General features: G+C 35.8%; 28 protein-coding genes, 1 pseudogene and 2 other annotated features (1 of these 31 running past the window's edge). Of the genes and pseudogenes, 18 read left to right on the plus strand and 11 right to left on the minus strand.

Going from position 1 to position 26805, the window contains the following annotated elements; translation table 11 throughout:
• Positions 1 to 195, plus strand: a binding site (T-box leader) (it extends 76 nt beyond the left edge of the window).
• A gap of 50 nt (positions 196 to 245) precedes the next feature.
• Positions 246 to 1880 (plus strand): methionine--tRNA ligase, encoded by a 1635-nt coding sequence (metG, locus tag JFU18_RS17915; RefSeq protein WP_201034471.1) that lies wholly within the window; start codon positions 246 to 248, stop codon positions 1878 to 1880.
• Positions 1881 to 2075: 195 nt separating this feature from the next.
• Here the strand turns inward: metG and JFU18_RS17920 are convergent, their stop codons facing one another.
• The 5 genes from JFU18_RS17920 to JFU18_RS17940 form a co-directional block, all read right to left on the minus strand.
• On the minus strand, positions 2076 to 2978 hold the full coding sequence (locus JFU18_RS17920) for an EamA family transporter (RefSeq protein ID WP_002015976.1): 903 nt from the start codon (positions 2976 to 2978) through the stop codon (positions 2076 to 2078).
• 138 nt (positions 2979 to 3116) lie between these two features.
• A complete protein-coding gene (locus JFU18_RS17925; RefSeq protein ID WP_137059841.1) occupies positions 3117 to 4556 on the minus strand; it encodes a sensor histidine kinase in 1440 nt (479 codons plus the stop codon).
• Entirely contained in the window at positions 4534 to 5199 is a 666-nt protein-coding gene (locus tag JFU18_RS17930) for a response regulator transcription factor (RefSeq protein WP_000148832.1), read from the minus strand. Before JFU18_RS17930 ends, JFU18_RS17925 begins: the two co-directional genes overlap by 23 nt.
• A gap of 364 nt (positions 5200 to 5563) precedes the next feature.
• Positions 5564 to 6025 carry a L,D-transpeptidase gene (locus JFU18_RS17935; RefSeq protein ID WP_002015973.1) on the minus strand — a complete coding sequence of 154 codons (462 nt, stop codon included), beginning with the start codon at positions 6023 to 6025 and terminating at the stop codon, positions 5564 to 5566.
• Positions 6026 to 6055: 30 nt separating this feature from the next.
• Positions 6056 to 6499 carry a DUF3978 family protein gene (locus JFU18_RS17940; protein WP_002034632.1) on the minus strand — a complete coding sequence of 148 codons (444 nt, stop codon included), beginning with the start codon at positions 6497 to 6499 and terminating at the stop codon, positions 6056 to 6058.
• Positions 6500 to 6913: 414 nt separating this feature from the next.
• On the opposite strand from JFU18_RS17940, the gene JFU18_RS17945 reads away from it, so the two are divergent.
• The 5 genes from JFU18_RS17945 to JFU18_RS17965 all read left to right on the plus strand — a co-directional run bounded on the left by JFU18_RS17945 (position 6914) and on the right by JFU18_RS17965 (position 10067).
• Positions 6914 to 7528, plus strand: a complete 615-nt coding sequence (locus JFU18_RS17945; protein ID WP_201032042.1) for a DedA family protein — start codon at positions 6914 to 6916, stop codon at positions 7526 to 7528.
• Between the two features lie 275 nt (positions 7529 to 7803).
• Complete coding sequence (locus JFU18_RS17950) at positions 7804 to 8049, plus strand: helix-turn-helix transcriptional regulator (RefSeq protein WP_002067963.1); 246 nt, start codon at positions 7804 to 7806, stop codon at positions 8047 to 8049.
• Complete coding sequence (locus tag JFU18_RS17955; protein ID WP_033713416.1) at positions 8039 to 8746, plus strand: DUF3169 family protein; 708 nt, start codon at positions 8039 to 8041, stop codon at positions 8744 to 8746. Before JFU18_RS17950 ends, JFU18_RS17955 begins: the two co-directional genes overlap by 11 nt.
• Before the next feature lie 42 nt (positions 8747 to 8788).
• A complete protein-coding gene (locus JFU18_RS17960) occupies positions 8789 to 9841 on the plus strand; it encodes a zinc metalloprotease (RefSeq protein ID WP_201032282.1) in 1053 nt (350 codons plus the stop codon).
• A gap of 85 nt (positions 9842 to 9926) precedes the next feature.
• Entirely contained in the window at positions 9927 to 10067 is a 141-nt protein-coding gene (locus JFU18_RS17965; RefSeq protein WP_000404757.1) for a DUF3985 family protein, read from the plus strand.
• Positions 10068 to 10292: 225 nt separating this feature from the next.
• On the opposite strand, the gene JFU18_RS17970 is transcribed toward JFU18_RS17965, so the two are convergent.
• Together JFU18_RS17970 and JFU18_RS17975 are read right to left on the minus strand one after the other, a co-directional pair.
• Positions 10293 to 10679, minus strand: coding sequence for a DUF3938 domain-containing protein (locus tag JFU18_RS17970; protein ID WP_002015968.1), 387 nt, complete (start codon positions 10677 to 10679; stop codon positions 10293 to 10295).
• 340 nt (positions 10680 to 11019) lie between these two features.
• Positions 11020 to 11913 (minus strand): YitT family protein, encoded by an 894-nt coding sequence (locus JFU18_RS17975; RefSeq protein WP_000530031.1) that lies wholly within the window; start codon positions 11911 to 11913, stop codon positions 11020 to 11022.
• Positions 11914 to 12187: 274 nt separating this feature from the next.
• Between JFU18_RS17975 and JFU18_RS17980 the strand changes: the two genes are divergently transcribed.
• From JFU18_RS17980 to JFU18_RS17990, 3 genes are all read left to right on the plus strand, one after another.
• Complete coding sequence (locus tag JFU18_RS17980) at positions 12188 to 12472, plus strand: hypothetical protein (RefSeq protein ID WP_002015967.1); 285 nt, start codon at positions 12188 to 12190, stop codon at positions 12470 to 12472.
• A 28-nt stretch (positions 12473 to 12500) separates the two neighbouring features.
• A complete protein-coding gene (locus tag JFU18_RS17985; RefSeq protein WP_002067972.1) occupies positions 12501 to 13283 on the plus strand; it encodes a membrane protein insertase YidC in 783 nt (260 codons plus the stop codon).
• Positions 13284 to 13413: 130 nt separating this feature from the next.
• A complete protein-coding gene (locus tag JFU18_RS17990) occupies positions 13414 to 14229 on the plus strand; it encodes a hypothetical protein (protein WP_201034470.1) in 816 nt (271 codons plus the stop codon).
• A gap of 246 nt (positions 14230 to 14475) precedes the next feature.
• On the opposite strand, the gene JFU18_RS17995 is transcribed toward JFU18_RS17990, so the two are convergent.
• Positions 14476 to 14700 carry a hypothetical protein gene (locus JFU18_RS17995; protein ID WP_201032040.1) on the minus strand — a complete coding sequence of 75 codons (225 nt, stop codon included), beginning with the start codon at positions 14698 to 14700 and terminating at the stop codon, positions 14476 to 14478.
• A gap of 165 nt (positions 14701 to 14865) precedes the next feature.
• Positions 14866 to 15102: a binding site (T-box leader), on the plus strand.
• Positions 15103 to 15167: 65 nt separating this feature from the next.
• On the opposite strand from JFU18_RS17995, the gene JFU18_RS18000 reads away from it, so the two are divergent.
• From JFU18_RS18000 to JFU18_RS18010, 3 genes are all read left to right on the plus strand, one after another.
• Positions 15168 to 16481: an APC family permease gene (locus JFU18_RS18000; RefSeq protein WP_201032039.1), complete on the plus strand. Its 1314-nt coding sequence runs from the start codon at positions 15168 to 15170 to the stop codon at positions 16479 to 16481.
• A 111-nt stretch (positions 16482 to 16592) separates the two neighbouring features.
• A complete protein-coding gene (locus tag JFU18_RS18005; protein WP_201032038.1) occupies positions 16593 to 17777 on the plus strand; it encodes an MFS transporter in 1185 nt (394 codons plus the stop codon).
• A 77-nt stretch (positions 17778 to 17854) separates the two neighbouring features.
• A complete protein-coding gene (locus tag JFU18_RS18010; protein WP_002034605.1) occupies positions 17855 to 18028 on the plus strand; it encodes a hypothetical protein in 174 nt (57 codons plus the stop codon).
• 180 nt (positions 18029 to 18208) lie between these two features.
• Here the strand turns inward: JFU18_RS18010 and JFU18_RS18015 are convergent, their stop codons facing one another.
• On the minus strand, positions 18209 to 18967 hold the full coding sequence (locus tag JFU18_RS18015; RefSeq protein WP_201032037.1) for a TrmB family transcriptional regulator: 759 nt from the start codon (positions 18965 to 18967) through the stop codon (positions 18209 to 18211).
• A gap of 289 nt (positions 18968 to 19256) precedes the next feature.
• Between JFU18_RS18015 and JFU18_RS30540 the strand changes: the two are divergent.
• The 5 genes and pseudogenes from JFU18_RS30540 to JFU18_RS18035 all read left to right on the plus strand — a co-directional run.
• Positions 19257 to 20228: pseudogene (locus JFU18_RS30540) on the plus strand (cache domain-containing protein); the annotation flags it as partial.
• Positions 20229 to 20351: 123 nt separating this feature from the next.
• Positions 20352 to 21176, plus strand: a complete 825-nt coding sequence (locus JFU18_RS30545) for a methyl-accepting chemotaxis protein (protein ID WP_374101402.1) — start codon at positions 20352 to 20354, stop codon at positions 21174 to 21176.
• Between the two features lie 77 nt (positions 21177 to 21253).
• Complete coding sequence (locus JFU18_RS18025; RefSeq protein WP_001018862.1) at positions 21254 to 21556, plus strand: MTH1187 family thiamine-binding protein; 303 nt, start codon at positions 21254 to 21256, stop codon at positions 21554 to 21556.
• 48 nt (positions 21557 to 21604) lie between these two features.
• The gene (locus tag JFU18_RS18030; RefSeq protein WP_001290599.1) at positions 21605 to 21850 is read left to right on the plus strand and encodes a YusU family protein; all 246 of its coding nucleotides are present in this window, start codon (positions 21605 to 21607) and stop codon (positions 21848 to 21850) included.
• A 309-nt stretch (positions 21851 to 22159) separates the two neighbouring features.
• On the plus strand, positions 22160 to 23077 hold the full coding sequence (locus JFU18_RS18035) for a proline dehydrogenase family protein (protein ID WP_201032035.1): 918 nt from the start codon (positions 22160 to 22162) through the stop codon (positions 23075 to 23077).
• Between the two features lie 22 nt (positions 23078 to 23099).
• Here the strand turns inward: JFU18_RS18035 and JFU18_RS18040 are convergent, their stop codons facing one another.
• Positions 23100 to 23939: a D-alanyl-D-alanine carboxypeptidase family protein gene (locus JFU18_RS18040; RefSeq protein ID WP_201034468.1), complete on the minus strand. Its 840-nt coding sequence runs from the start codon at positions 23937 to 23939 to the stop codon at positions 23100 to 23102.
• 97 nt (positions 23940 to 24036) lie between these two features.
• Positions 24037 to 24183, minus strand: a complete 147-nt coding sequence (locus JFU18_RS18045; RefSeq protein ID WP_002034611.1) for a YuzL family protein — start codon at positions 24181 to 24183, stop codon at positions 24037 to 24039.
• 237 nt (positions 24184 to 24420) lie between these two features.
• Here JFU18_RS18045 and JFU18_RS18050 point away from each other — a divergent pair, with 237 nt between their 5' ends.
• Positions 24421 to 26802, plus strand: a complete 2382-nt coding sequence (locus JFU18_RS18050) for a 3-hydroxyacyl-CoA dehydrogenase/enoyl-CoA hydratase family protein (protein WP_201034467.1) — start codon at positions 24421 to 24423, stop codon at positions 26800 to 26802.
• The last annotated feature ends 3 nt before the right edge of the window (positions 26803 to 26805 follow it).

Raw genomic sequence — 26805 nt, forward strand, 5'->3', positions numbered from 1 at the left:
TATTCGTTTGAACAATGGCCTTTGAGCTTCGTCCTGAACTTATCAAATGATAATAGTAGGCGGCGACGAGAGTTGGTACTCGTTATCAAAACCACAGTATAAGAGCATATAGCTCCGTACTTGTTAAGGTTAGTTATGCGAATGACTGACGAAATAAGGTGGTACCGCGACTGTTTATACAGCCCCGCCCTTATCTTTTTTAAGATAAGGGCGGGGCTTTTTATATTTTAAAGGAGGAATATAAGATGAGTATTTTTATTGGAGGCGCTTGGCCATATGCAAATGGTTCGTTACACCTTGGACACATTGCTAGTTTGTTACCAGGAGATATTTTAGCACGTTATTACAGGGCAAAAGGTGAGCATGTGTTGTATGTTTCAGGAAGTGATTGTAATGGAACACCGATTGCAATTAGAGCAAAGCAAGAAGGTGTGACGGTGAAAGAAATTGCTGATAAGTATCACGAAGAGTTTGAGCGATGTTTTCGTAGCCTTGGTTTTACTTATGATTGCTATACACGTACAGATAGTGAGCATCATCATGAAACTGTTCAAAAAGTCTTTTTGCGACTATTAGAAGAAGGTTATATTTATAAAAAAGTAGTTGAACAAGCTTATTGCGAAACGTGTACGCAATTTTTACCGGATCGATATGTAGAAGGTATTTGTCCGCATTGTCATGAAGCAGCAAGGGGCGATCAATGCGATGATTGTTCCGCTATTTTAGATCCACTCGATTTGTTAGAAAAGAAATGTAAGTTATGTGGTAGTACGCCATCAGTACAGGAAACAGAGCATTTCTATTTTGCATTGCATAAATTTCAGCAGCAAATTAAAGAGGCCGTAGAAATTGCAAAGCAGAAAGGAACATGGCGCGACAATGCAATTCAATTAACAGAGAGATATTTAAAGGAAGGATTACAAGATAGGGCAGTGTCACGTGATTTACCAATTGGGGTACCAATTCCGGTGGCAGGATATGAAGATAAGAAAATTTACGTATGGATTGAAGCAGTGACAGGATATTATTCGGCGAGTAAAAATTGGGCTGAAGAAACAGGGAAAGATGATCAAGAGTTTTGGGATAAAGAAGCGAAAACATATTATGTACATGGTAAGGATAATATTCCGTTTCATTCAATCATTTGGCCAGCGGTATTACTTGGAATAGGAGAAGAAGCGATCCCGCGTCATATCGTTTCGAATGAGTATTTAACAGTAGAAAAAAGAAAATTATCGACAAGTAAAAACTGGGCAGTATGGGTACCTGATATATTGGAACGCTACAATCCCGATTCTATTCGTTACTTTTTAACAGTTAACGCACCAGAAAATCGTGATACTGATTTTTCATGGCGTGAATTCATTTACAGTCATAATAGTGAATTGTTAGGTGCATACGGGAACTTTGTGAACCGGACATTAAAGTTTATTGAAAAATATTATGGTGGTACTGTACCGAAGGGAAGTATTGATGTAGAGCTGAAAGATAAAGTAGAAGGATTATATAAAAGTGTAGGAGAGGCGATTGAACAAGCTAAATTTAAGGTGGCACTAGAAACAATATTTGATGCAGTACGCTTTGCAAATAAATACTTTGATGAAAAGCAGCCTTGGAAACAAAGAGAAGACGACCCAGTTTCATGTGAGGAAACAATTTATAATTGTGTTTACCTAATAGCAAACTTTGCACAACTGCTTGAACCATTTTTACCGTTTTCAAGTGAAAGAGTTAGAAATACATTATCGAGTGTTAAAGTAAATTGGGAACCTCAAAATACGTTGCCAAACCGAATTGATAATGTGCAGCCATTATTTGAGCGAATCGATGTAAAACAAATTGAACATGAGGTAGAGAAGTTATATGGAGCGGTAAAGTGAAATATAAGGAAAAGACCTTTCAAATAAATGAAAGGTCTTTTGTTATGCTGTATAACCCTCTTTCTTATCTTTCAAAAAGAAAAGCACAGCAAGGATTACGAGAATAATAGCCGCAATATCATATGTTATTTTGAAGGTAGTAATAGAGTTTAACATATCGTAACTTTATTCACATTTATATACAAGTTGATGTTGTCACGCACTATGAACACGATTATGTTTTTTTTCTTTCCTAGCAGTAAGTAGTTGTGGTGTGAAAATACCGAGTAATATAACCACAATCCCAATCCACTGCATTGGCGATACAACTTCATGAACAAGTGTAATAGAAGCGATAATTGCTGTTGGTAATTCAGCTGCACCTAATATTGTACCAAGTCCCGTTCCGACTTTTGGTACCCCAATTGAAAAACAAATGACAGGTATAATAACCCCGAACAGTCCAAGGAAGAAAGCATATTTCCATAGGCCTGCTTGTAAAGCGCCGTCCGTTAAAAAGGTAGGGGGGAAAAATAAGCATACAATAAGAGTAGCACTCGTTGTCATAAGAAAGCTTTTCGTATAAGGCGGAACATCTGTAGCAACGCGCCCGCTTACAAATACATAGAATGAGAAAGAGACGGCAGCTAATAGTCCGAAAATAATACCTTTCGTAGAAAAGTTTTGTCCAAGACCTTCAAATACTCCACCAGCAAACAATGTACCAGTAAATAAAATAATAATAGATATAACTTTCTCACGGCTTGGGAATGTCCGGTTGGCAATCGCTTCGATGACTACACCAATCCAAGTGAACTGAAAGAGTAAAACGACAGCGATAGAGGCTGGCAATTCTTCTACGGAAATAGCATAGAAAATACCTGTCATACTCATAGTTGTGCCGACTGTTAGTAACGAAAAGAATTGTTTTTTTGATACTTTATGACGTGAAAAGAAAAGAACGAGTAAAAGTAGTCCAATCCATCCGAAGACATATTGCCCTCCTAGTAGTTGGTGTGCGGAAAATCCGTCGATGAATCCGAGTTTAAAAATAGTTGAAAGTACGCCGTAGCTACAAGCGCCGAATAAAACTAGTAATGAATACTTAAACTTCTCCATAAAAATCCTCCTTTTAAATAATAAAAAACGCCCGCTATCCAAATAAGGATAACGGGCGAACGAAACAGAGTAAGATACTCTACAAAATTCCGCCATTCATACGAAGTATGAATTTGGGGTATGAAATTAGAGTAGGCTTTACATTGCTTTTGGGAATACAATGGAGCATTTTACACCTTGAGGTGTGTTTTGTATTCCATAAGGAAACTGATGTTTATCTAATATTTGTTTTACAATATATAACCCAAGACCACTACCTTGTACTAAGCCATGTTTGTCAGGATTTGCGCGATAGAATGGTTCAAATAAATGGGCAAGTTTATCTTCATCAATTTGAGAACCTGTATTTAATACTTCTAATGCGTAACCGTTTGGCTTTTCATAAAGTTTTATATATACATGCTGATGGTCAATTGTATAATGAATTGCATTTGAAATAATGTTAAAAATAGCAGTTTGCATAAATTTAGGATCAGCTAAAATTTGTGCATCTTGTTTAATGTTAGATTGAACATTTAATTGTTTTACAGATACAAAATAATCTACTTTCTTTATAACGTCCTCAATAATATTAGTTAATGAGATAACTTTTAAATTTGGTTTAAATTGAGGGTTTTGTATTTTGGATAATTCTGACACTTTTTCCGTTAATATGTTAATATCTTGCATCATCTCATATGAACGTTTTAAATATTTATCTCTATCTTTATAAGCGCCAATTCCGTGAATCATGCCATCGAGTTGTCCCATAACGGCTGCGATTGGTGTTTTTAATTCATGGGATATCATAGACATAAATTCTTTACGAGATTGTTCTAACTGTTGTTCCTTCTTGAGTTCATTTCTTAAATCTTGATTGCTTTCATGTAAATTTTTCACGATAGTAGGTACTTGTGAGGCAGCTACTTGCAAATTAAAATCTGTTTGATCTGTATTTTTGTTAAGTAGCTTTTTATCTGAGAAATCAAGATTCATAATATCTTTTAAAGCATCGCTCATATATCGGAAAGGTTTGGCGATTATTTTTGCGTAGATTAAAGATCCAAGCAGAGATAATGCAAGCATTGTCGCCCCAATATGTGGAGCTAACTGCTGCAACACATCTGTTAACTTTGGATTATCATGTGTATCATTTGCTTTACTTGCTGCATTTTGTGTATGTAAGGCATCATTGTTAGTAACTTGCTTTTCCGCTTCTGTAAGTGAAGACGTTGTGTTACTTTTCCCCGGAATATTTTGTGCATGTTCTTTTGCTTTTGCAGTTTGGCTAGGCTGCAAAAGATGATTGATGGCTGTAGAGAGTGTTTTCATCTCTATTTGAGAAGATTGAAAATTAGAGATGCTACTCTCTGACACAGCTTTATTTTGCTTTGTTTTACTTTGGTCGTTTTGTTTGTCTGATTCCGCTTGTTCCGCAGTTTGCGTTCCAGAAGCTTTCAAACGATCTTTATCGTAATTTGAGGCTAGAAAATAAATAATTTGATAAAGACAAAGTGATAACAGAATACAAAATAATAAGGTTTTGATGAATATATTTTTGGTGATGTTGTCTTTGCTACGATTCGATTTTGTAGCCAATGCCTTTCACCGTTTTAATATAAGGAATTTCTAATTTTTTTCGTAAGTTTTTAATATGTGTATCTATAACCCTCACATCACCATAATGTTCATAGCCCCATACCTTATTCAACAAATCACTTCTTGATAGTACTTTTCCCCGATTTTGCAGTAAAGTATATATAATTTCAAATTCTTTTGTAGTCAATTCAATTTGATTACCATGAACATAAGCGGCATATGCTGTAGAATTTAACATCAATTCATGGAATTGTAGTATAGTTGCAGCTTCTGCTTCCTTTGTTGCTGCCCTTCTTAATACAGCTTCTACACGTTTTATAAATACGGTGTAATGGAACGGTTTTGTAATATAGTCATCAATACCTAACTCAAATCCTTTAATTTCACTTTCTTCATTATGTAAGCCTGTTAACATAATGATTGGTACATCAGATTGTCCTCGCATAATTTTACAAATACTATAGCCATCTATATCTGGTAACATTACATCGAGGAGGACAAGATCGTATGAATTTTTTTGGAAAAGAAGAATGCCTTCTGTTCCAGCACCAACTACATCAACAGTAAAGTTTTGTGCCATTAGAAATTCACGAATAAGTTCTTGTATATCTGGGTTGTCTTCAATCACCAGTATATGCGTCATAGTAACACCTCCTAAATAACGCTTTTTACTGCAATATTCGAATTCATCATTTTTTGGATGACTCAGATTGTTTATACATATAATAAGCCCCCGCTATAAAATAGTAATGAAAGTAGCAAGGGGGATTGTTTAGTGTCACTGAATAGTTCAGAATTACAGTAGTTCTATTATAGTATGTATTGTAAAATTTATAAAATATTATAACTGTATAATTTTAATATCCATGTTTATCAATGTTACGATGATGTTGAATGCAATCTATTTTTATTATATATGTAAATACAGTTATTTTGCTACTGTAAATGAATAAATAAAATAAGCCAAGACATAAAATTCTTGGCTACACATAAATCTTGTTCTTAGGCTAATTTACAGTGACAGTAGCCTGCTGCTGAACGCGCTCAAATAACCAGTGAATATCATTGTTAAACATACGAATACAACCAAGTGTTGTTGCTTTCCCGATTGCTTGATTATTGTTAGTTCCATGAATCGCATACGTTGTTCCGTAAGTTCCTGCCATATTTAATCCGAGCCAGCGGTCCCCAAGTGGATTACGTGGATCGCCGCCTTTAATTTTTCCTGTATAGTAAGGACGGTTTTTAATTTTATTTACGATTTGAAAAGTACCCTTAGGTGTTGGTGTTGCTGCTTTTCCAGTAGCGACAGTGAAACTTTTTATGAATTTTCCATCTTGATAATAATCCATTTTATTTATTTTTGTGTTTACGATAAGCTGATCTTTCGTCGTAGCTGCTTCTGCAGTAGTGAATGGAAGAGTTAAAAATCCTAATGATAATAGCGCACTTAATAATAGTTTTTTCATTATATTCTCCTTTTACTTATTGTAGTAGTCTTACATACAATGAATTTGTAATCCTCGTAATGCTTGATTGACATTTTCATCTAATGTTTCAAAGAAGGTAGTAATCTTTGTATTACATTTGTTGTTTTTATCGATAAGTAATCTTTCATTTAATAAAAGCTCACCATGTAGTCCAAAACTTTGAACTCGAATATTTAGTTCATCTTCAGTTTCAGAAATAATCGGTAAGAAATAGTGAAAAGCTTTCGTTGGAATGATGTAGCTTTTGCCAATCATGCTTTCTTGATTTGAATTAACCCATTTTCTCGTGACGATCTTAATGTTCTTTTTTGAAACGATAAAAGACAGCGTTGTAGATTTTGTTAAACTTACGTCAAATTCATTTGTTTCACATATTTGTAAATTAAAAACGGTTTCATTTTGATGAGATTCAACATTCGTATTAATAAAATCGTGCATTTTATAAGCTTCCATTTCTTATTCACCCTTTTTTCAATTTCGAAAAGCGACTTATATTTATTCAGTTTAATGTTTAGTCATATATTAGCTAAATTTTTCAACAAATTCCGATATAATCTTACAATACGTATATGAAGCTAATATGAAGTTCATATGAGTTTGTGGTGGTTTTTTATAGAGAACAAAATAAGGTGGTTTTCGAGTGTTAAAAACTGGATGAAAAATGTATATTAATGGATTTCCTTCGCGTGATATATAGTTGTTAGCTTGTTTTTAAATGCTAATAGATATAAGTAAATAGAGAACAAAAAACTTTAGAATGAGCCTTACAAAAATGTAATAAAAATGTAAGCTATTGTGATAGTTATTTCGACAATTTTTTTATACAATAATAGTAACAAGTTGCACGTGAATGAAAGGGGAGATGACATGGAATGGGTTCATGAATTATTTCAGCAATACGGGTATTATGTAGTACTTGTAGGCCTGCTGTTAGAATATATTGCACTTCCGTTTCCGGGAGAGCCAACATTAGCATATGCGGGGTTTTTAGCACAGAAGGGTGATCTAAGTTTACCTATTTTAATTATCCTATCCTTTATTGGGACAAGTGTAGGAATGACGATTCAATACTTTTTAGGTAATAAGCTTGGTATGCCTTTTGTTCAAAAATACGGGAAGTACGTATTTTTAACACAAAGAAAAATTGATTTAACGAGAATGTGGTTCGATAAATATGGATATTTCCTTATCTTTATTGGCTTCTTCATTCCTGGTGTACGTCATTTTACAGGATACTTTGCAGGTATCATTAACTTACCGTTTCGCCGCTTTGCGATTACAATTTATTCAGGTGCTTTATTCTGGGTATCATTCTTCTTAATCGGTGGCTACTGGCTAGGTGGTAACTTACATGATATTTTCGGATTACTGGGAGATAATATCGGCAAAATCATTTTCGGAGCGATTGTCATTGTAGCAATTACGTTAAGCGTTCGTTTCCGCAAACAACTAAAACGAGTATTTTTACAAAACGCAAGTTAATATGGAATCCATTCTATGTCAGATTTTAGGGAGGCAGTGCAAAAGCACTGCCTTCTTTATTGTATTTTCCAGTTTGCTTTTATTTTTCCATCGATACCGTAACCGGTGGCTGGTATATAATACGTTCCTATTTTTTTCCGTATGTGATTATTAAAATTTATTATCTAAGTTATATATCTAGGAGAATATAGATTTATTTTTGACATGTATATAAGTCAAAATGACAATAATAATTGACAAAATAAAGGATATTATTTACAATTTTAATTAAATAAATGAAAAAGAGGGAAGACATGAAGCTTCAAAATCGAGTGAGGGAATTTCGAGCAAAGCATCGTTTATCACAAGGGGATTTAGGGAAAGCGATTGGCTCATCACGGCAAACCATTAGTTTAATTGAGCGCGGGGATTATGCACCATCTATTGTGTTATCGCTAAAAATCGCACAAATTTTTGGAGCGCCGGTGGAGGAGATATTTATGTTGGTGGAGGGGGAAGAGGACGATGAAGATGAAGAGTAAACGAAAAAAACAATTTGATTTTGTGGGGAAAATAGCATTAAGTATGATGGGTGGCTTTTTAACATCTTATATAGCTTTAAATTTACTCTCGAATGAACCGAGAAAATTATCATCTAATACATTTATAGGTGTATGTACTATTTTTGGAATCTTAATGATGTACTACACTTGGAAGAATACACGTATGTTAGCGGAGGCACGCGATGAAGAAGAGAGCGTACAAGGCAGAAAATTAGGCATTATAAGTATATATTTACGTGTAGGTGATATAGTTACGCAGGCATGGTTTGTATATGCAGTTATTACATGTAGACGTGCACTGTTGCAGGATACGAATGTGTCATTTGCAGTGTGGAATTTAGTAGCTTCTATTGTCTGTTTAACTATTGTAGTGGTTATCGGGCTCATAACAAAAAATCGTTATAATAAGCTATATCCTGAACAAGGTGTAACATATATGGAATCTATGAAAATGTGGACGAAAAACGCAGATGAAGGATTAAAGCACATTGTGCATGAGGCTGGATATAAAGCATATGAATTTACGAATACAATATTGGCATATGTATGGTGGGCTGCCGTTATATATACAGCGGCTAGTGATATCGATTTTGTATTAATTGGCTTAATCTCATTTATTTGGATATTGCATCTCGGAAAATTCATGTACGAAATGCAGAGAAAAATGATTTATTAAGGGGAGAAAAAGGTGGATATTTTAAGAAGGCCAGCTGGTTCCATGACGGCGGCGCTAGTTTTGTCCATTTTATACGGAGTAATCCGAACTGGGAAATTAGAAGTAATTTTGAACCTATGGGCAATAGTTGGAGTTTCATTGTTAGTGATAGCCATTCATGAGTTAGGACACGTAATATTCGGTTTAATAGGTGGTTTAAAGTTTAAATTTATGGCAGTAGGACCTATTACTGTGCAAAATGAGAAAGGAAAAATACGAATTCGAGAAAATAAATTATGGGGGTACTTTGGAGGCGTGGCGATGCTAGTGCCGCCTTCTATAGAGACACCGAACCTTTCAAAAAAATGGGCGTGGATGACTTTAGGTGGACCGATTACAAGTGTACTATTCGGTATTACTTCAGGTTACATATACATGGTTAGTTATTATCAATATCTTTTATATTTTTCCGTTTTACACTTTACGATTTTTGCCGTTACAATAGTGCCGATAAAAGGAACATTCCTGAGCGATGGCATGCAATTTCTCATTTTAATTAAAGATGATGAAAGGGCTAGAGGGCATTTATATAATATTCAAGTATCGGGTGAATTATTAAGCTACAAACGGCCGAAAGATTGGGATGAGAGATTAGTAGAAATTAGTGAAGAAAAAATAAAAGAGGATAAAAGTATAAGAGAAATAATGAGCGGACTTATGCTCGTATTTTATGCCCGAGCTGATCAAGAGGGAATGGAAAGAGCGATACCGTATATAGAACAAATTGTTCAGCTATCTGTAACGAAGGAAAATAAATTTTTCGTTGGTAGTTTTCATAGTTGGTATCTTTTATATAAAGCTCTTTATCAGATGGATAGCCTTTCTCTGCAAGAAGCAAAGGAACATGCAAAGGCCATTACCAAAATGGATTTAAACGGATATTACCGTACACAAGGAATTATTAAATATTTAGAGGACGATATGGAAGCTTCCCGCATTTATATGAAGAAAGCTGATAAAGAATTGGAGAGTGCTGAGAAGAGTGGAATGGGATATTTACAAGTAGAGAGAGAATGGTTTGAGCAGCTACAGGCGAGGGTATCTTACGATGGGTGAGGTATCCTCTTTTTTATATGTCATCTTATTCGATTTCATAAAAAACGAAGTACAGGTAGAATAAAAGAGATAGGAGGAGATACATATGGAAATTTTATCGATTATTTTGATAGTCTTGCTCATTTATGCTGTTTTTAAAGTGGCGTATGTAGCATTAAAGATACTCGCGATCCTATTAATTATCTTTTTAATCGTTGAGTTCGGCAGTAAGTTACTTGGGGGATAGGCATGTTGTGCGTTTTGAGTGTCGAACCGTCGATATAATGAAAAAATCGCTGATATAAGTGGAGAAACGATCGATATATTTTAAAAATCGTTGATATATTTAATTGAATACTAAGTGGGGTATATGGGAAAGAAGTTGCCGTGGAGGTAACTTCTTTTTATTTTGGTGATGGGGTATGAACAGGAAAGAACAGGAAACAAAAAAGCTGGAAGAGTATCTTCCAGCTTAAGAGTTACTTTCAATTTGTTGACCATTTTCTTCTTCGTGGTCTTGTAATAGGTTGAATACGTCTGCTAGGCAGAATGCGATAAACCAAGTCCATAGACCGTGGAAGAAAGCTGAGCTTAATTGAAGTGGTAATGTATAGTTTGTCATTGAGTAGGAAATACATCCGCCAACGATTCCGATCATTGTTAATAACATTGTTTTTTGAGCATTTTCTTCTGGATTGAAGAGGAAGAAAATGTATCCGCCTAAAATTGAAGCGCTTACAAGGGTTTCGATTCCATTAAAAATGATATTCTCTCCAAGCTCTGTGTTTGTCCAGAAACAGATCACGCCGCCGACGATGGCAAATAGGACAGCTAGTGTGTATCGTATATATTGATTCATATGTTCATCTCCTTATGTAATAAGATGATTTGGAAGTCAAAAAGGTAGGTATAGTATATTGAAGTGAATTTTAGTTGTACGTATCTTTTATAAAAAGATCAGTGAAGAATAACTAAGATGATCGGTTTTTTTAAACCGTTACGTGTATGGTGTCTGAAATATACCCGACTGCTCGTTTCTTTTTGCTTATAAAAATAAGAGAAACTTCCAAGTCTATATACTCTTTTTTGTAAGTCTAGTTTTATTATAACATATTTAGTGATACAATAATAGAATTATCTGATTTTGTAATAAGTGTAAAAAATAAAAAACGCAAGGAATTGTAGTTCCTTGCGTTTTTTTATATACGTTTGAAACGGCCGACAATTTCAACTGTTTCAGTAATGTTCATAAATGCTTTATTATCCACTTGGCGGATAATACGTTTCATTTCGCCCAACTCGTAGCGAGTTACGACAGTGTAAATCATTTTTTTCTTATGGTTTGTATAGCCGCCGACAGCATCTACCATTGTTACGCCACGTATGCCGTGATGTAATAGTGAGCTTTTTATTTCCTCACCTTTTTCTGTAATTGTCATTATCGTTAATTTAATATGTTTTGTATGCACGGCATCAATTACTTTGCTGACTACAAACCGACTAATTAACGTATAAAGCGTAATATCCCATCCGAAAATAAATCCTGCTGCAACAAGTAAGATTAAGTTGAATCCAAAGATGATTGCTCCAATTGAAACATCGCGATGTTTCGCTACAATCAATCCAACAACATCAAAACCACCTGTTGAAGAAGCAAATCGGAATATGATTCCTGAGGCAGCACCGCAGATGACACCACCGAATACAGAAGACAGCAAAATATCGTCTGAAACTTGGTGTACTGGGATAATGTTCATCGCTAAAGATGATACAGCTACAAAGTATGCCGTTAAAAAGGTTGTCTTCTTTCCTAAGTAAAAGTGACTTAAAATAAGAAGCGGAATGTTTAGTAAAAAGATAAGTGCTCCGATATTGTAGTGCATTAAATAACCGATAATCATCCCTACACCAGCGAACCCACCGCTAATCATATTATGCGGGATAAAAAACATATTCATAGAAATTGCATACAAAATAGAAGCTATAAAAATAACAACTAACTGTATGATGAATTCTAAATGAAATGTTTTAGCTGCTGGGAAGGATAAAAAGGCGGTGTCGGGAACGTAATCGGCGTCTCCTAGTTGACCCATAGTATGTTTCATCTCCATATTCATTTTTGATTACAAGAAGAGAATAAAGCTTTTTTCAAAAACTGGCAATAGTTTTATTATAATGCAAAAATTTTATAAATTTCTAACAAATCAAACCTATTCAAAGATACGTGTGAATATACTAAAGAAAGCGAATACATTGGTTTTCTAGCATAATTTTTTGAGAAAATATGCAAAAAAACTTTTGAGAACAAAAGGAAATAGAGAATGTTTGCTGAATATGCTAAAATGATTTTATTAAGGATGTGAAGCGATGGAATTTTTATTGCAGGATGCAATTCTATATATATCGTTTGTAACGACAGCGCTTTGTGTATTAGAAGTCTTTTTTCTTGCTAACGTTTCTCGCTTTGTGCGTCAGCAAGCATCGAGCGGTAGACAGAGAGCTTTTAAACTAGTAGATACGTGTGAAGAGGGTACAAGAAATGTACCGCTATTTTCTATTTTTTATAAATATGGAATGATTCGTTCTGTCCGCAGACAAGAATCGAGTGGAGAGAGTGACGAGGTAGGTCCGTATACACCAATGTTTCGCTAATTAATTACGAAACATTGGAGGAATGAACATGTTAAAATCATACCGAGCTAGGCTCATTAGTTTATCATTATTACTTGTTTTTGTTTTATCTGGCTGCAGTAATGCAGGTACAATTGATTCACATAGTACGGGAATTTGGAACCATTATTTCGTATATCCAATCTCATTTATGATTCAATTTGTTGCTCATCATATACCTGGAGCTAGCTTCGGGATTGCCATCATTATCATGACGCTCGTTATTCGTTCAGCAATGATTCCATTAGCTGTTTCGCAATATCGTAGCCAAGCGAAAATGAAAAAAATGCAACCTGAATTACAGAAGCTGAAACAGAAATACGGTGATGTGGGTAAAGATCTTGAAAAACAAAAGCAGTATCAAAAAGAAATGTCAGAACTAATGAAATCAGGCGGTTGGAATCCGTTAGCAGGGTGCTGGCCAATCTTTATACAAATGCCGATTTTCTCTGCTTTGTATTATGCGATTAGCCGAACTGAAGAGATTCGTACATCTTCATTTTTATGGGTGAACCTAGGACATGCAGATCCATATCATATATTACCGATTATCGCAGCGTTAACAACATTTATTCAAATGAAGGTGTTCCAATCAAATGTAACGCCTGGAGAACAAGTTCAAATGCTGAAAATACAGCAAATTATGATGCCTGCAATGATTCTATTTATGGGATTTGCGGCGCCATCAGGACTGGTGCTGTATTGGATTACAGGTAACTTATTTACAATGACACAAACAATTGTATTAAGAAGAGTAATGGAACGTGAAGAATTACAATTACAAAAAGCTTAGAAAAACGCCGCTCGTGATGAGCGGTGTTTTTTTATTTAAATCGTTAAGGAAATTTTAAGAAACCAACATTACTATTGGCATTGTATACGAAAGTGTACATGCTTTAGAAATATGAAGGAGGAAATTTCCTATGAAGAAGAAAACAGTTGGGTATGTAGCAATTGCAGGTGCTTTATCATTTGGAATTATAGGAGGAGCTTGCATACCAGCGTTTGCGGCAACGAATACTCCAGCGGCCGAGCAAGTTACAAAAACTGCGAAGAAGGATTTAGATGAAGCGACAAAACAAAAAGTAAAAACGATTATGGATGATACAAAGAAACAGTTAGAGGGATTAGGTGTGAAACTTCCAGAGAAGGAGAAACGCAAAGACATGCTTGCGGACTTAGATGAGGCGACAAAAGAAAAAGCGAAGTCGATTCTAGAGCAAGAAAAATCCGGGAAATTAACTCGCGAACAAGCAAATGAGGAATTAACAAAGTTAGGCGTGAAATTCCCAGAGAAAGGGAAGCACAAAGATATATTCGCGAATTTAGATGAGGCGACAAAAGAAAAGGCGGAAGCAATTTTGAAGCAAGAAAAGTCTGGAACACTAACTCGTGAGCAAGCGAAAGCGAAGTTGAAAGAACTAGGTGTGAAATTCCCAGAGAAAGGGAAGCACGGTGATATGTTCGCGAATCTAGATGAGGCGACAAAAGAAAAAGCGAAGTCCATTTTTGAGCAAGAAAAGTCCGGGAAATTAACTCGCGAGCAAGCGAAAGAAGAATTGACAAAACTAGGTGTGAATCTTCCAGAGAAAGGGAAGCATGAAGACATCTTTGCAAACTTAGATGAGGCGACAAAAGAAAAAGCGAAAGCGATTTTAGAAAAGGAAAAGAAACAATTAGCAGATTTAAATGTGGATCTTCCAAATCATAAATTTTTTATGAAAAAAGATGATAAATAATTGAACTATGTAGTATCTTTCGTGCGGGCAACCGAAAGGTACATATGCCAAATGCGAGGACCGATTTCTGTAAGCAGAAATCGGTCCCTTTTAATGATTCATCCCGCATTAACGGGCAGTAAGACACCCACCTCAAAATTGGATTAGAGCAAAGAAGTTAGGTGGGAGATCAACTGCCCGTAAACGCCCGATTGGTGAAGGCTAATAATCAGTGGGAGATGGATAAAACCCCCATTGATTAAAGTTTCACTTTATCGAAATTCTTTTCATTGTTAGTATGTATCCAAAGATGCAGTAGAAGATTGCAAAACCGATAAACACTTCAGTATATTGGTATTTACCTAATACGTAGAAGGAAGAAGCTGGTATAATAGCTACCGCTAAAATGCTATAACCAGGATACTTGTGCCTGTACATGATAGCGAATATAAAAGAAAGAACCGTAGCGATGATACAAAAAATAGCAATCATTATTAGTACACCTCCTACATGAATCATACCATTTTTAGGGAATTAGAGAAGTGTCGGAACTTCTGTTATAATATAAGAAGAGAAATGTTTCTTATGTTATATAAAAAATATATTGTTTTTTTCTAACAATTCAATATAATGGGAAACAACTACAAAATTCGACATCAAGAAGTGATGATGAGGATATGATCAGTTTTTTACGATTATCAGAGAGGGAGGCCTTTGGCTGTGAGCTTCCTAATACGGGAAAATCGATTACCACCTCTGAACTGCAGCAGTGAACGTATATCTAGTAATTGCATGCCGGCAAAAACCGTTATTTAGACTTGAGAAATTGGTGAAGTGTGTCACTTTACTAATTGAAACAAGGGTGGAACCACGAATACAACACTCGTCCCTTTTTTAGGGAGGAGTGTTTTTTTATTTCATTTTTGCATCACACTAGAATTGGAAGGAGGATACGCAGCATGCATCATGATGAGAAAAACAAAATTGGTTTAACAGTAGCACTTTCTATCGTAGTAGGAACTATTATTGGGTCTGGTGTGTTTATGAAACCAGGGAGCGTATTAGATTACTCAGGGAGTTCTAATATGGCTATTCTTGCTTGGGTAATTGGTGGTCTGTTGACGTTAGCAAGTGGTTTAACAGTAGCCGAAATTGGAGCGCAAATTCCGAAAAATGGTGGGTTGTATACGTATTTAGAGGAGATTTACGGAAGTTTTTGGGGGTATTTATCTGGCTGGATGCAAACAATTGTTTATGGACCAGCTATTATTGGAACGTTAGGTTTGTATTTTAGTTCTTTAATGATCAATTTTTTCTATTTAGATAAAGTCTGGAATTTACCAATCGCAATTGGAACAGTTGTGTTCCTAGGCGTTATAAATAGTTTGGGAACAAAATATGGGGGCATCGTCCAAACGGTTACGACAGTTGGGAAGATGATTCCAATTATATTAATTGTTGTGCTAGGGTTTTGGAAAGGGAATAGTGATATCTTCAACGTAGTTGTACCGATATCAGAAAATCAAAGTATCGGGATGGCAATTTTAGCAACTTTATTTGCCTATGATGGCTGGATTTTGCTTGCTTCTATTGGCGGAGAAATGAAGAATCCAACAAAGTTATTACCGAAGGCAATGACAGTTGGGATTTTAATTGTAACAGCTGCTTACGTATTAATTAACTTAGCGTTACTAAATGTATTACCAGCAGCGAAAATTGTAGCCCTTGGAGAAAACGCAACGGCGACAGCTGCGGGCATGTTACTTGGAGAATATGGCGGGAAAATTATTAGTATCGGTATTATCATTTCTATTTTCGGTTGTTTAAATGGAAAGATTTTAACATTTCCACGTATTCCGATGTCGATGGCAGAGCGTGGACACCTTCCGTTTTCTAAGTTTATTGCAAAAGAAAATTCGAGATTTAAAACACCAGCGAATGCGATTACTGTTGAAATCATTTTAGGAATTATTTTAATGCTTATTAGTGATCCGAATAAGCTATCTGAGATTTCCGTATTCATTATTTATATTTTCTACGTAATGACGTTTATTGGTGTCTTCATTTTACGAAGACGTAACAAGGATAAAGAGCGTGCATATAGTGTACCGTTATTCCCGATTGTACCAATCGTTGCGATTTTAGGGTCATTGTTCGTACTTGGAAGTGCAATTATTAACGATCCGGTAAGTTGTTTCTTATCAATTGGAATGGTATTTACTGGACTTCCGGTGTATTGGTACTTAAATAAGAAGAAAGAAACTGGAGTTTAATGATTGAAGGGCAGGCGTATAATACGCCTGCTTTTTTCGCTGTAAAAAAATTTGTACTTGCGCCCACTTTCTCTTTTGGTTACTATAATGGTAGTAACCAAAAGAGAAAGTGTGGGGAAAGGTTTGAATTTTCGTGTATATATTTTAGCTATTGCGGCTTTCGTAGTCGGAACGGTTGAGCTAATTATAGGAGGAACGCTTGATTTAGTTGCTAATGATTTAGGTGTGTCGATTAGTGCAGCTGGTCAGCTTATTACAATATTTTCAGTAGTATTCGCTCTATCGGGGCCAGTTTTATTAGCATTAACAGGCAAGTTTGAAAGAAAGAAATTGTATGTTGTGGCATTATCAATTTTCTTAATTGGAAATATCATTTCGGCATTTAGTGTGAATTACGGGATGTTAATGTTCTCGAGAGTATTTTGTGCAGCGAGTGGATCGCTTATTATTGCACTATCGGTAACACTTGCTTCTAGTGTAGTAGAGCCGCATTTCCGTGCGCGTGCAATTGGAATCATTTTCATGGGTATTAGTGGATCACTCGTACTTGGAGTACCGCTAGGTCTTGTGCTCGGAAATGCATATGGGTGGCGTGCACCATTTGTATTAATTTCAATATTAACGGTTATGGCGATTGCTTGTATTTCATTATTCTTAACGAAAGTACCAGCGACATCGGTATTATCAATAAGAGAACAAATTGCTACGTTAAAGGATAAAAAGATTGTAAGCGCACAGTTAACATCATTTTTATTTTTAACAGGTCATTTAACGCTATACGCATATTTAACGCCGTTTCTAAAAGATGTGATGCATGTTGAAGCAAATTGGATTAGTGTGTTTTACTTCATTTTCGGAATTGCAGCGGTACTTGGAGGTGGCCTTGGCGGCTGGCTTGCTGATAAATGGGGATCGAAGAAAAGTATTATTTCCATCATTATCGTATTTGCATGTGCAATCTTTATGTTGCCGATGATGACATTCTCATTCCCACTCTTCATTATTATGATGGGGCTTTGGAGTATGCTAAGCTGGGCAATTTCGCCAGCACAGCAAAACTATTTAATTGAAATTGCACCAGAATCAGCTGGTATTCAGCAAGGTTTAAATAACTCTGCACTTCATTTAGGAATTGCGCTCGGTTCAACAGTGGGCGGAGTTGTTATTGAGAAATCATCTGTTATATATAACGCTTGGGTAGGCGGCGTTTTCATTATATTGGCACTGCTTTGTGCGATTTTCTCTATTACGAGAGGACGCTCGAATCAGCTTACGAAAGAAGAATCTATCATTTGATAGGTTCTTTTTTGTGTAAAAAATTGCAGGGGTTAGTAGAGAAATGGAGAAGGGAGTATATAGCGAGGTGATAGTATATGGAGTCTAATTTTTCAATTATTGGTTTTCTAATTTCTTTAGTCCCATTATTTCTTATTATTTTTGTATTTAGATGGATTCGTTTCATCTATCAAAATTCAGAGAAACAAGTAGAGCAAAATGAGAAGATTATTGAGCTTTTGATGGAGATAAAGGAGCAAAAAAAGTCGTGAAATGAACGCTCTGTATTTACAAATCAAAACCATCCGAAAAACCAACTAAATAAAATTGAATTAGCGAAAGTGTAAAAAAGAGCTCTACCAAATGAGTATGTAAAACTCCGTTTGGTACAGCTTTTTTTGTATAAAAAATTATATTATCTATTCAAATGGTAGAATCGATTTTGGGATTTGTTAATATCTCAACTTCATCAACAATTCCTTAATTTCCTCATCCTGCATAAAGAGATCATGGTGCTTCTCTGTAATCTTCGCAAGTGCAACGTCATGATAGAAGAACTCCGTAAAGAACTTCACGAAAGGTTGTGACATTGTTTTCATCGCTTGCCATGATCCTTGCTCTACACCAGCAAATAAAATTTCACGATCGTCAACGATGAGTAGTAAATAACGCTCTAATGCGTTAGGTTCTTGAGCTGGGATTAAAAAATGCATGTTTTCTAAGTCAGTTTCCACTTTTCCAACTATGAGGGACTCGACTTGGACGCCTTGTTTTTCTTTTTGTTCTAGTAAAGGAAGATATTCTAAAAGGGTATCGTTCCATGCGGAGATGCGTATGGATTCTTTCGCATCTTCTATAAGTTGCCTACTTTGTACTTTAATAGAAGACTGCATTTTTAAACTCCAAACGCGGTCATCTGTAAATGACTTTTTAGAAATATTATTTTCAAGTTCTTTAATATTAGATTGGAATTCTGTCGTTAACTTTTCAATTGCTAGCTTGAGTGGTAATGCTGTATACAATTTTTTCTTTTCAGAAACAGAATCCATTACCATCCCTTTATCAATGAGTCGTGCTAACACTTCGTATATTTTTGCTTTTGGAACACCTGAATGTTTAACGATAGTTGTTGCATCTAATGGGTCATTGCTTGATACGACAACTTCATAAGCTTGGCTTTCATATTGTGAGAAACCGAATTTTTGTAGCATAGTTCCCTCCGAACGAATGAGATTATATGTTAAGGATAATGAACTATTTGTTTTTACACAAGTGTTGAGATAACAAGTAAGTTGATTGAAATGAGAATAAATTTCAATTTTTTAAACTATATGGATTGAGCTTTCTAATTTATCTATTATACTTAATATAGTGATTAATACGATTAAATTTTACCGAGAAGGGGATGCTTGAGGGAATATGTTGAGAAGTTTACGCTTAAAAATTGCAGTAGTATTTTCGGTACTTATTTCTATGATGTTCGTAATATTAGGTACAGCTATGTATCAATTGCAAAAAGAGAAAGAAACGCACTCCTTAGACCAGTATTCTGAAAATACGATGGATCTTGTGACAGAGCAGTTAACTGCATTTATGCAGCGAATTGAAGAAGATATGGGTCATTACGGATCTCATGATGATATTCAAAACATGCTACAAGATGGGGTTACTCCAGAAGAGGAGAGTTTTATTTTAAAGGAATTTTCAAGGTTTAAAAAGAATCATCCTGATATTTTAGATGTCTACATTGGGACGAAAGATAAAAAAACGTTGAGTGCAAATCTTGCAGATGGTGGGACAGTTCCAGAAGGATATGATCCGACGAGTCGCCCTTGGTATAAAGCGTCAGAAGCAGCTACAGAATCGACTATTTGGGGAGAACCACAATATGAAATCGCGACGGGTAAGTTAAGTATTGGAGTTTCAAAAGCCATTGTCGGACAAGATGGTTCTGTGTTAGGTGTTGTAGCAATGGATGTATCACTAGGAACGATTCAAAAGCTACTCCATAATATTCAATATAATAATGGCGGAGAAATGTTTGTTATAAATGATAAAAATATTGCCATTGTGTACCCGGAGAAAGTAGGAAAAGATGTTTCGAAAGAACCACTTGTTAAAAGTTTAAATAAAGATGAAACGAAATTTGCGGCGGCGACATTAGGTGGAAAAGATGTAGTGGCCTACAGTCAAGTGTTTGATAAGATGAAATGGAAAATTGGGATTGTATATCCGAAAGAGTCAATTGATAACTTACTCGTAGAAACAAGAAATACAGTTATTATAATGGCATGTATCAGTTTATTGATTGGAATATTAGCTTCATATTTATTCTCAAGAAGATTAGCAAGACCGTTACAATTATTAACGAATCACGTTCAAAAAGTAGCGGAAGGTGATTTAACGTTGCAAATGAAAGTGACAAGTAAGGATGAAGTCGGAGAACTGACAAATCATTTTAATCATATGGTTGAGCAAATGAATGAAATGGTAAGTAAAATTAAAAATAGTGTATCGACAGTACAGAAATCGACTCACAATCTGCATTATTTAACGAATGAAACTGTAGCAGCTAGTCGAGAAGTTTCAGGTGCAATGGATGATGTGAGCGGAGGCGCGTCTACTCTTGCTAATAGTGTAGATGAAGTTTCAGCACAACTTGAAAATATGGCACAGTCGATGGAACAGATGAATAGTTCCGTTGGTGAAATAAAGGGAGTGACCGGCAAAGCAGAGGAAGCATCTAAACAAGGGTTAAATACGATGCGGAATTTAGTTCGTACGAGAGGACAATCATCTTCTATCATTGTTCATACAGAGGAAGCGTCTGGTAAGTTAGAGCAAAGAGTTGGATCGATTCAAAATGTTGTAGAGCTTATAAAAGGTATTTCGGATCAAACAAATTTACTTGCTTTAAATGCTTCGATTGAAGCAGCACGTGCAGGTGAACAAGGTAAGGGATTTGCGGTTGTTGCTGAAGAGGTTCGAAATTTAGCTGAACAATCAAAAGAGGCAACCGGAGAGATTGCAACGATGATTGGTGATGTACAATTAGAAGTAAAGCGAGTTGTAGAAGTTGTAAGTAAGTTGAAAGATATTGCTGATATACAAAATAAAGTTACGACAGAGGCGGAGACAGAATTCCGCACAATTATGTCAGTTGTAAATACTATTAGTACCTCAGTTGAAAAAATTGTAGAAGAGGTAAATAACATAGGTCACGAGCAAGAAGAAATTACAGAAGTTATGCAAACAATTGCTAGCACGAGTCAAGAGAGTGCGGCTGTTTCTGAAGAGGTAAATGCAGCAACTGAGTCACAAGTGAATCATTTAGAAAAAGTAGCTCATACGATGGAAAGTTTGACAGAGAATATGCAGGACTTAGAAAAATTGATTGAGCAGTTTAAAGTAGAAGAGTAATGTATTAGTAAAATGATGAGGATTTCGGTAAAATAGACAATGGATATATATAAAGTAGTTATAGGAGGAAGATTATTATGGCAATTGTTGATGTATCGATTATTCCAGTAGGAACAGGTAATCCAAGTGTTAGTGAATATGTAGCAGAAGTACAAAAGGTACTAGAGAAAAATGCTGATCGTGTGAAGTATCAATTAACACCGATGAATACAGTAATTGAAGGAGATCTTCCTGTCATTTTAGAAGTAATTCAACAAATGCATGAAGTGCCATATACGAAAGGTGCACAGCGTGTTGCAACAACAATTCGTATCGATGATCGTCGTGATAAAGTAAGCACGATGGAGAAGAAATTAAACTCTGTTCGATCAAAATTATAAGAAAAAGCAGCGATCTTCGCTGCTTTTTTCATATAGGAGGAAAATAAGATGAGTGAAAAGTTTAATGAGCAGTTTGATGGCTTGTTAGAGAAATACACGGAATTATTACTTGGAGAGAGCAACGAAGAGCGAAAAGAGCAGGTACAGAAATGGGCACTTTATTCTTATATGGCTAAGACGATGCCAGCTTTAGTGAAACATTGGAATGAGACGTATCCAGATGCAAAAGAAGAGATGGTACAGTTAATTACGAATATTAAAAAGCTGAATGATGAGAAGCGAAATGAGAAGTAAGAAGGTTTGAGATAATGTTACCTCAAGTTTTTGTTATTAATATCCTTATATAATTTACATGAAATATAAATGGTTTTGTGAGCATGTCGAATATTTTCGGCATGCTCATTTTTCCCTAGTAAACCCGTTTTTTCTGAATGTCGAAAAATATTTTCTTCATATCTACAAACGAGAATATAGGGTTTTAAATGTTTTGATAGTATTTTATAAATTATCTAAATAATTATTTGTATCAAATAATTTTAAACAATGATATAATTTTGAAGAGGGGTAAAAAACAGATAAATTATAGTCGTAGGGGTGAATTACATGGAACAATTAATGCGAAATTCGTTTCTTTTCTTATCTAAAAATAAAGCGCTAACAAAACTGGCTAAAAAGTACGGTTTACGCTTTGGTGCAGGTCGCTTCGTCGCAGGGGAAACGATTGAATTAGCGACAGCTGCAATTAAAGCATTAAATAAGCAAGGTCTTTGTGTAACAATCGATTATTTAGGTGAATTCGTTGATAACGAAGCGGAAGCAAATGAAATGGCTAGCGAATCGATTGAAGCGATTCGTGCAATTGGAAGAGAAGGTCTTAATTCGCAGCTTTCTTTAAAGATGACTTCTATGGGATTAGATATTTCTGACGAAATCGTAATGAATAATATGCGCCGTATTTTAGAAGTTGCAAAAGAAAACGGTGTGTTTATTACAATTGATATGGAAGACTATACGCGCTGCGGAAAAACAATTGATATCTTTAAACAATTAAAGTCTGAATACGATAATATTGGTACAGTTATTCAAGCTTACTTATATCGTACAGAAAAAGATATGGAAGATTTAAACGCTTATAATCCTAATTTACGTCTTGTAAAAGGGGCCTATAAAGAACCTGAAGAAGTAGCGTTCCCGGAAAAGAAAGATGTAGATGACAATTATAAAAAAATTATTAAAATGCACTTATTAAATGGAAATTACACTGCAATTGCTTCACATGACGAAGCGATTATTGAATATACGAAAAAACTTGCGGAAGAACACAACATTCCAAGGGATCAATTTGAATTCCAAATGTTATTTGGTATTCGTACAGAGCGTCAACTTGAGCTAGTAAAAGAAGGTTACAAAATGCGCGTTTACGTGCCTTATGGAAACGACTGGTATGGCTATTTCATGCGCCGTCTAGCAGAACGTCCAGCAAACGTTGCGTTCGTATTAAAAGGTATGATCAAAAAATAACCAAGGAGAAAATACTCCTTGGTTATTTTAATTGCTGAAATGCGTAGTGCGCCATTTTCTTCGTATCAGGATATAGCTGCGTACGAGTAGAAGATAACACGACGTTAATGACGCGTTTACCGTCTTTTTCATCAACTGTTACGACTGTGTATTTTCCGAGTGCTGATAAACCGCTTTTACTTCCAATCGCATATGGATCATCATATAGTTCTTCCCGTCCATAGTTTGCGATTTTCGGAGAACGCTCTGAAGTATGTAGTGTTGTATGTATTGAATTCATATATTCTAAAACGATCGGATACTTCAAGGCTTCTTTCGTAATAATAGCAATATCATAAGGTGATACTTTATTTCCAAGTGCATCAGCACCACTTGCGTTTTTGAAAGTCGCATGTTTTGTCCCAAGTTCCTTCGCCCTAGCGTTCATCATTTTCACAAACTCATTTTTTGATCCTGCGATATGTTCTGCAATTGACTCAGCGATTGGGTCTGCACTAATAATAAGCATAAGTTTTAATGCCTCATCACGTTTTAATTTTTCACCCGCGCGAAGCTCAATCTTCTTACTTTGACTTTCCGTTTTAATCGCATTCTCTGTAACCGTAATTTCTTCATCTTCTTTCACATTTTCTAGTAAGAGTAAGGTAGTCATCATTTTCCCTATACTAGCCGGATAAGAGCGTTCATCTTCCCGTTTTCCATACAAAATTTCACCTGTGTCTGCATCGATTGTAATCCCGTATTGCCCAGTAATGTTAGGCTGATCTGCTCTTACAACTTGTTGCCTTTGTGCATAAGAGAAGAAAATCATCCCTGTAAATAGTGTGGCAATCATTACAATCATAATTATTGTTCGTTTCATCGTCGTTCCCTCTTTTGTTTTCCATATGTACAAATAAATTGGGCAGAAAAAGCAGCCATTAATCATTATGCCACGTTCTCTGCCCAAAAATATACCGTTATTTTTCGCCCATATTATGCTTCTTATATTGTTGGTTATTACTTTGACGCCCTTTTTCAACACCGTGATTATGCGGACCTGCATTTCCAGTTACACTTGCTGCGCTAATTCCAGCTTTTGAAGGGTTCTTCTTAAGTTTTGCCATATATATTCCTCCAGTTTCGTCAGATTATAAAAAGGAAAAGTGCATTTTGATGAAGAAAATACACATGTATAGCATAGCCAAATGAAAGAAATATATTTATTTCAGAAAATTTTATCAATAAATATATTGCGAAAATTCAAACTGTATCATATATTTATTAGTAGAGGCTCACTCATTGATTGCGACTTATGTCGAAAAATTGAATGAGCATTCATTCAAGAATAGGGGGAGAAATGGATGTTCCAAATTAAAAAGGCTGCTGTTCTAGGTTCAGGCGTAATGGGTTCAGGGATTGCGGCACACTTAGCTAATATTGGTATTCCGACATTATTGCTTGATATTGTACCACCTGTGCTTACGAAAGAAGAAGAGGCGAAGGGACTTACATTAGAACATAAAAGTGTGAGAAATCGTTTTAGTAATACGGCTGTGCAAAAACTATTAAAGCAAAAACCAGCTCCTCTGACAGTGAAAGGAAATTTAGCACTGATTGAAGCAGGTAACTTAGAAGATGATCTTGAGCGTCTAGCTGATGTAGATTGGATTATTGAAGTAGTAGTTGAAAACTTAGATATAAAGAAGAAACTATTTGAAAAAGTAGATGCTGTTCGTAAACCAGGCTCAATTGTGAGCTCAAATACATCAGGCATTTCCGTTGAAAAAATGGCAGAGGGTCGTTCAGAAGACTTCCAGAAACACTTCTTAGGAACACACTTTTTTAACCCACCACGATATTTAAAACTTCTAGAGGTAATACCGACGAAAGAAACTGATCCACAAGTATTAAGCTTCATGAAACTATTTGGCGAAGACGTTCTTGGAAAAGGCGTTGTTATCGCAAAAGACACACCAAACTTTATTGGAAACCGCATCGGTACGTATGGATTGCTTGTAACGCTTCAAGAAATGATTAAGCGTGGCTATAGCATTGGAGAAGTTGACTCTGTAACAGGTCCATTAATTGGTCGTCCGAAGAGCGCAACGTTCCGTACATTAGATGTTGTTGGTTTAGATACATTTGTACACGTTGCAAATAACGTATATGAAAATGTACAAGAAGAAGAGCGTGATGTATTTAAAGTACCTGCTTTCATGCATGACATGCTTGATAAAAAATGGCTTGGAAGCAAAACAGGTCAAGGCTTCTTCTTAAAACAAGGAAAAGAAATTTTAGAACTAAATCCTGAAACGATGGAATACGAAGCTCGCAAGAAATTAAAAGCTGCATCTATCGAGTTAAGTAAACAAGAAAAAGGTTTATCGAATAAATTGAAAGCGCTTGTATACGCGAAAGACCGCGCAGGAGAGTTGTTATGGAACATCATCACACCAACTCTTTTATACTCTGCAAAACTTCATAAAGAAATTGCTGACGATATCGTTGCAATTGACCAAGCGATGAAGTGGGGCTTCGGCTGGGAGCAAGGGCCATTTGAAGTTTGGGATGCAATCGGCGTTGAAAAGTCCGTTCAAAAGATGGAAGAAAACGGCGTAGTTGTTCCGACTTGGGTGAAAGAAATGTTAGAGAAAGGTTTCACTACTTTCTACAAACACGATAACGGAGATAGCTACTATTACGATAATGGCGAATATAAGCTAATCGAACGTAATAAAAAGGCAATTTCTCTTAAACAATTAAAAGCGAAAAATGGCGTATTAAAGAAAAATAGCGGAGCGAGCTTAATCGATTTAGGCGATGGTATCCTTTGCTTAGAATTCCATTCGAAGAGCAATGCAATCGGTATGGATATTACGCAAATGATTAACTACGCTGTTGATGAAGTAGAGAAAAATTATAAAGGTCTTGTTATCGGAAACCAATCGAAGAACTTCTGCGTTGGTGCGAACCTTGCAATGATCTTAATGGAAGCACAAGACGACAACTACTTTGAAATTGAGTGGGTTGTGAAAAACTTCCAAGATGCAATGACGAAAATTAAGTACTCTTCTAAGCCAGTTGTAGCGGCGCCATATGGTATGACGCTTGGCGGCGGTACAGAAGTTTGTTTACCAGCAGCGAGCATTCAAGCTTCTAGCGAAACATATATGGGCTTAGTAGAAGTAGGTGTTGGCTTAATCCCTGGCGGAGGCGGTAACAAAGAGTTATACATTAAACACTTAAACAAAATGGCAAACGGTGTAGAATTTGACTTACAAAAAGTTGCGAATAAAGTATTCGAATCTGTAGCGATGGCGAAAGTTTCTACATCAGCACAAGAAGCTGTATCGAACAACTTCTTAGGCGATAAAGACGGTATTAGTGTGAATGGTGATCACTTACTATATGATGCGAAACAAAAAGCACTTTCTTTATATGAAGCAGGTTATAAAGCACCTATCCGCAAAAAGATACCAGTTGTTGGTGAGACAGGATATGCAGCGCTTGTACTTGGTGCAGAGGCAATGCATTTATCAGGTTACATTTCTGAACATGATCTGCACATTGCGAAGAAACTGGCATATGTCATTGCGGGCGGAAAAGTGCCGTACGGAACAGAAGTTGATGAGCAGTATTTATTAGATGTAGAACGTGAAGCATTTATTAGCTTAGTAAGTGAGATGAAATCACAAGCAAGAATGCAGCACATGCTTGTAAAAGGAAAACCATTACGTAACTAATAA

It is taken from the genome of Bacillus sp. TH22, from assembly GCF_016651015.1.
Lineage (GTDB): Bacteria > Bacillota > Bacilli > Bacillales > Bacillaceae_G > Bacillus_A > Bacillus_A mycoides.

What these genes read in the sequence shown, in the direction of transcription:
- metG (WP_201034471.1), top strand. Translation starts at nt 246, where the DNA reads ATGAGTATTTTTATTGGAGGCGCTTGGCCATATGCAAATGGTTCGTTA.
- JFU18_RS17920 (WP_002015976.1), bottom strand. Translation starts at nt 2,978, where the DNA reads ATGGAGAAGTTTAAGTATTCATTACTAGTTTTATTCGGCGCTTGTAGC.
- JFU18_RS17930 (WP_000148832.1), bottom strand. Translation starts at nt 5,199, where the DNA reads ATGACGCATATACTGGTGATTGAAGACAACCCAGATATACAAGAACTT.
- JFU18_RS17935 (WP_002015973.1), bottom strand. Translation starts at nt 6,025, where the DNA reads ATGAAAAAACTATTATTAAGTGCGCTATTATCATTAGGATTTTTAACT.
- JFU18_RS17940 (WP_002034632.1), bottom strand. Translation starts at nt 6,499, where the DNA reads ATGGAAGCTTATAAAATGCACGATTTTATTAATACGAATGTTGAATCT.
- JFU18_RS17945 (WP_201032042.1), top strand. Translation starts at nt 6,914, where the DNA reads ATGGAATGGGTTCATGAATTATTTCAGCAATACGGGTATTATGTAGTA.
- JFU18_RS17950 (WP_002067963.1), top strand. Translation starts at nt 7,804, where the DNA reads ATGAAAAAGAGGGAAGACATGAAGCTTCAAAATCGAGTGAGGGAATTT.
- JFU18_RS17955 (WP_033713416.1), top strand. Translation starts at nt 8,039, where the DNA reads ATGAAGAGTAAACGAAAAAAACAATTTGATTTTGTGGGGAAAATAGCA.
- JFU18_RS17960 (WP_201032282.1), top strand. Translation starts at nt 8,789, where the DNA reads ATGACGGCGGCGCTAGTTTTGTCCATTTTATACGGAGTAATCCGAACT.
- JFU18_RS17965 (WP_000404757.1), top strand. Translation starts at nt 9,927, where the DNA reads ATGGAAATTTTATCGATTATTTTGATAGTCTTGCTCATTTATGCTGTT.
- JFU18_RS17970 (WP_002015968.1), bottom strand. Translation starts at nt 10,679, where the DNA reads ATGAATCAATATATACGATACACACTAGCTGTCCTATTTGCCATCGTC.
- JFU18_RS17975 (WP_000530031.1), bottom strand. Translation starts at nt 11,913, where the DNA reads ATGGGTCAACTAGGAGACGCCGATTACGTTCCCGACACCGCCTTTTTA.
- JFU18_RS17980 (WP_002015967.1), top strand. Translation starts at nt 12,188, where the DNA reads ATGGAATTTTTATTGCAGGATGCAATTCTATATATATCGTTTGTAACG.
- JFU18_RS17985 (WP_002067972.1), top strand. Translation starts at nt 12,501, where the DNA reads ATGTTAAAATCATACCGAGCTAGGCTCATTAGTTTATCATTATTACTT.
- JFU18_RS17990 (WP_201034470.1), top strand. Translation starts at nt 13,414, where the DNA reads ATGAAGAAGAAAACAGTTGGGTATGTAGCAATTGCAGGTGCTTTATCA.
- JFU18_RS17995 (WP_201032040.1), bottom strand. Translation starts at nt 14,700, where the DNA reads ATGATTGCTATTTTTTGTATCATCGCTACGGTTCTTTCTTTTATATTC.
- JFU18_RS18000 (WP_201032039.1), top strand. Translation starts at nt 15,168, where the DNA reads ATGCATCATGATGAGAAAAACAAAATTGGTTTAACAGTAGCACTTTCT.
- JFU18_RS18010 (WP_002034605.1), top strand. Translation starts at nt 17,855, where the DNA reads ATGGAGTCTAATTTTTCAATTATTGGTTTTCTAATTTCTTTAGTCCCA.
- JFU18_RS18015 (WP_201032037.1), bottom strand. Translation starts at nt 18,967, where the DNA reads ATGCTACAAAAATTCGGTTTCTCACAATATGAAAGCCAAGCTTATGAA.
- JFU18_RS30545 (WP_374101402.1), top strand. Translation starts at nt 20,352, where the DNA reads ATGGATGATGTGAGCGGAGGCGCGTCTACTCTTGCTAATAGTGTAGAT.
- JFU18_RS18025 (WP_001018862.1), top strand. Translation starts at nt 21,254, where the DNA reads ATGGCAATTGTTGATGTATCGATTATTCCAGTAGGAACAGGTAATCCA.
- JFU18_RS18030 (WP_001290599.1), top strand. Translation starts at nt 21,605, where the DNA reads ATGAGTGAAAAGTTTAATGAGCAGTTTGATGGCTTGTTAGAGAAATAC.
- JFU18_RS18035 (WP_201032035.1), top strand. Translation starts at nt 22,160, where the DNA reads ATGGAACAATTAATGCGAAATTCGTTTCTTTTCTTATCTAAAAATAAA.
- JFU18_RS18040 (WP_201034468.1), bottom strand. Translation starts at nt 23,939, where the DNA reads ATGAAACGAACAATAATTATGATTGTAATGATTGCCACACTATTTACA.
- JFU18_RS18045 (WP_002034611.1), bottom strand. Translation starts at nt 24,183, where the DNA reads ATGGCAAAACTTAAGAAGAACCCTTCAAAAGCTGGAATTAGCGCAGCA.
- JFU18_RS18050 (WP_201034467.1), top strand. Translation starts at nt 24,421, where the DNA reads ATGTTCCAAATTAAAAAGGCTGCTGTTCTAGGTTCAGGCGTAATGGGT.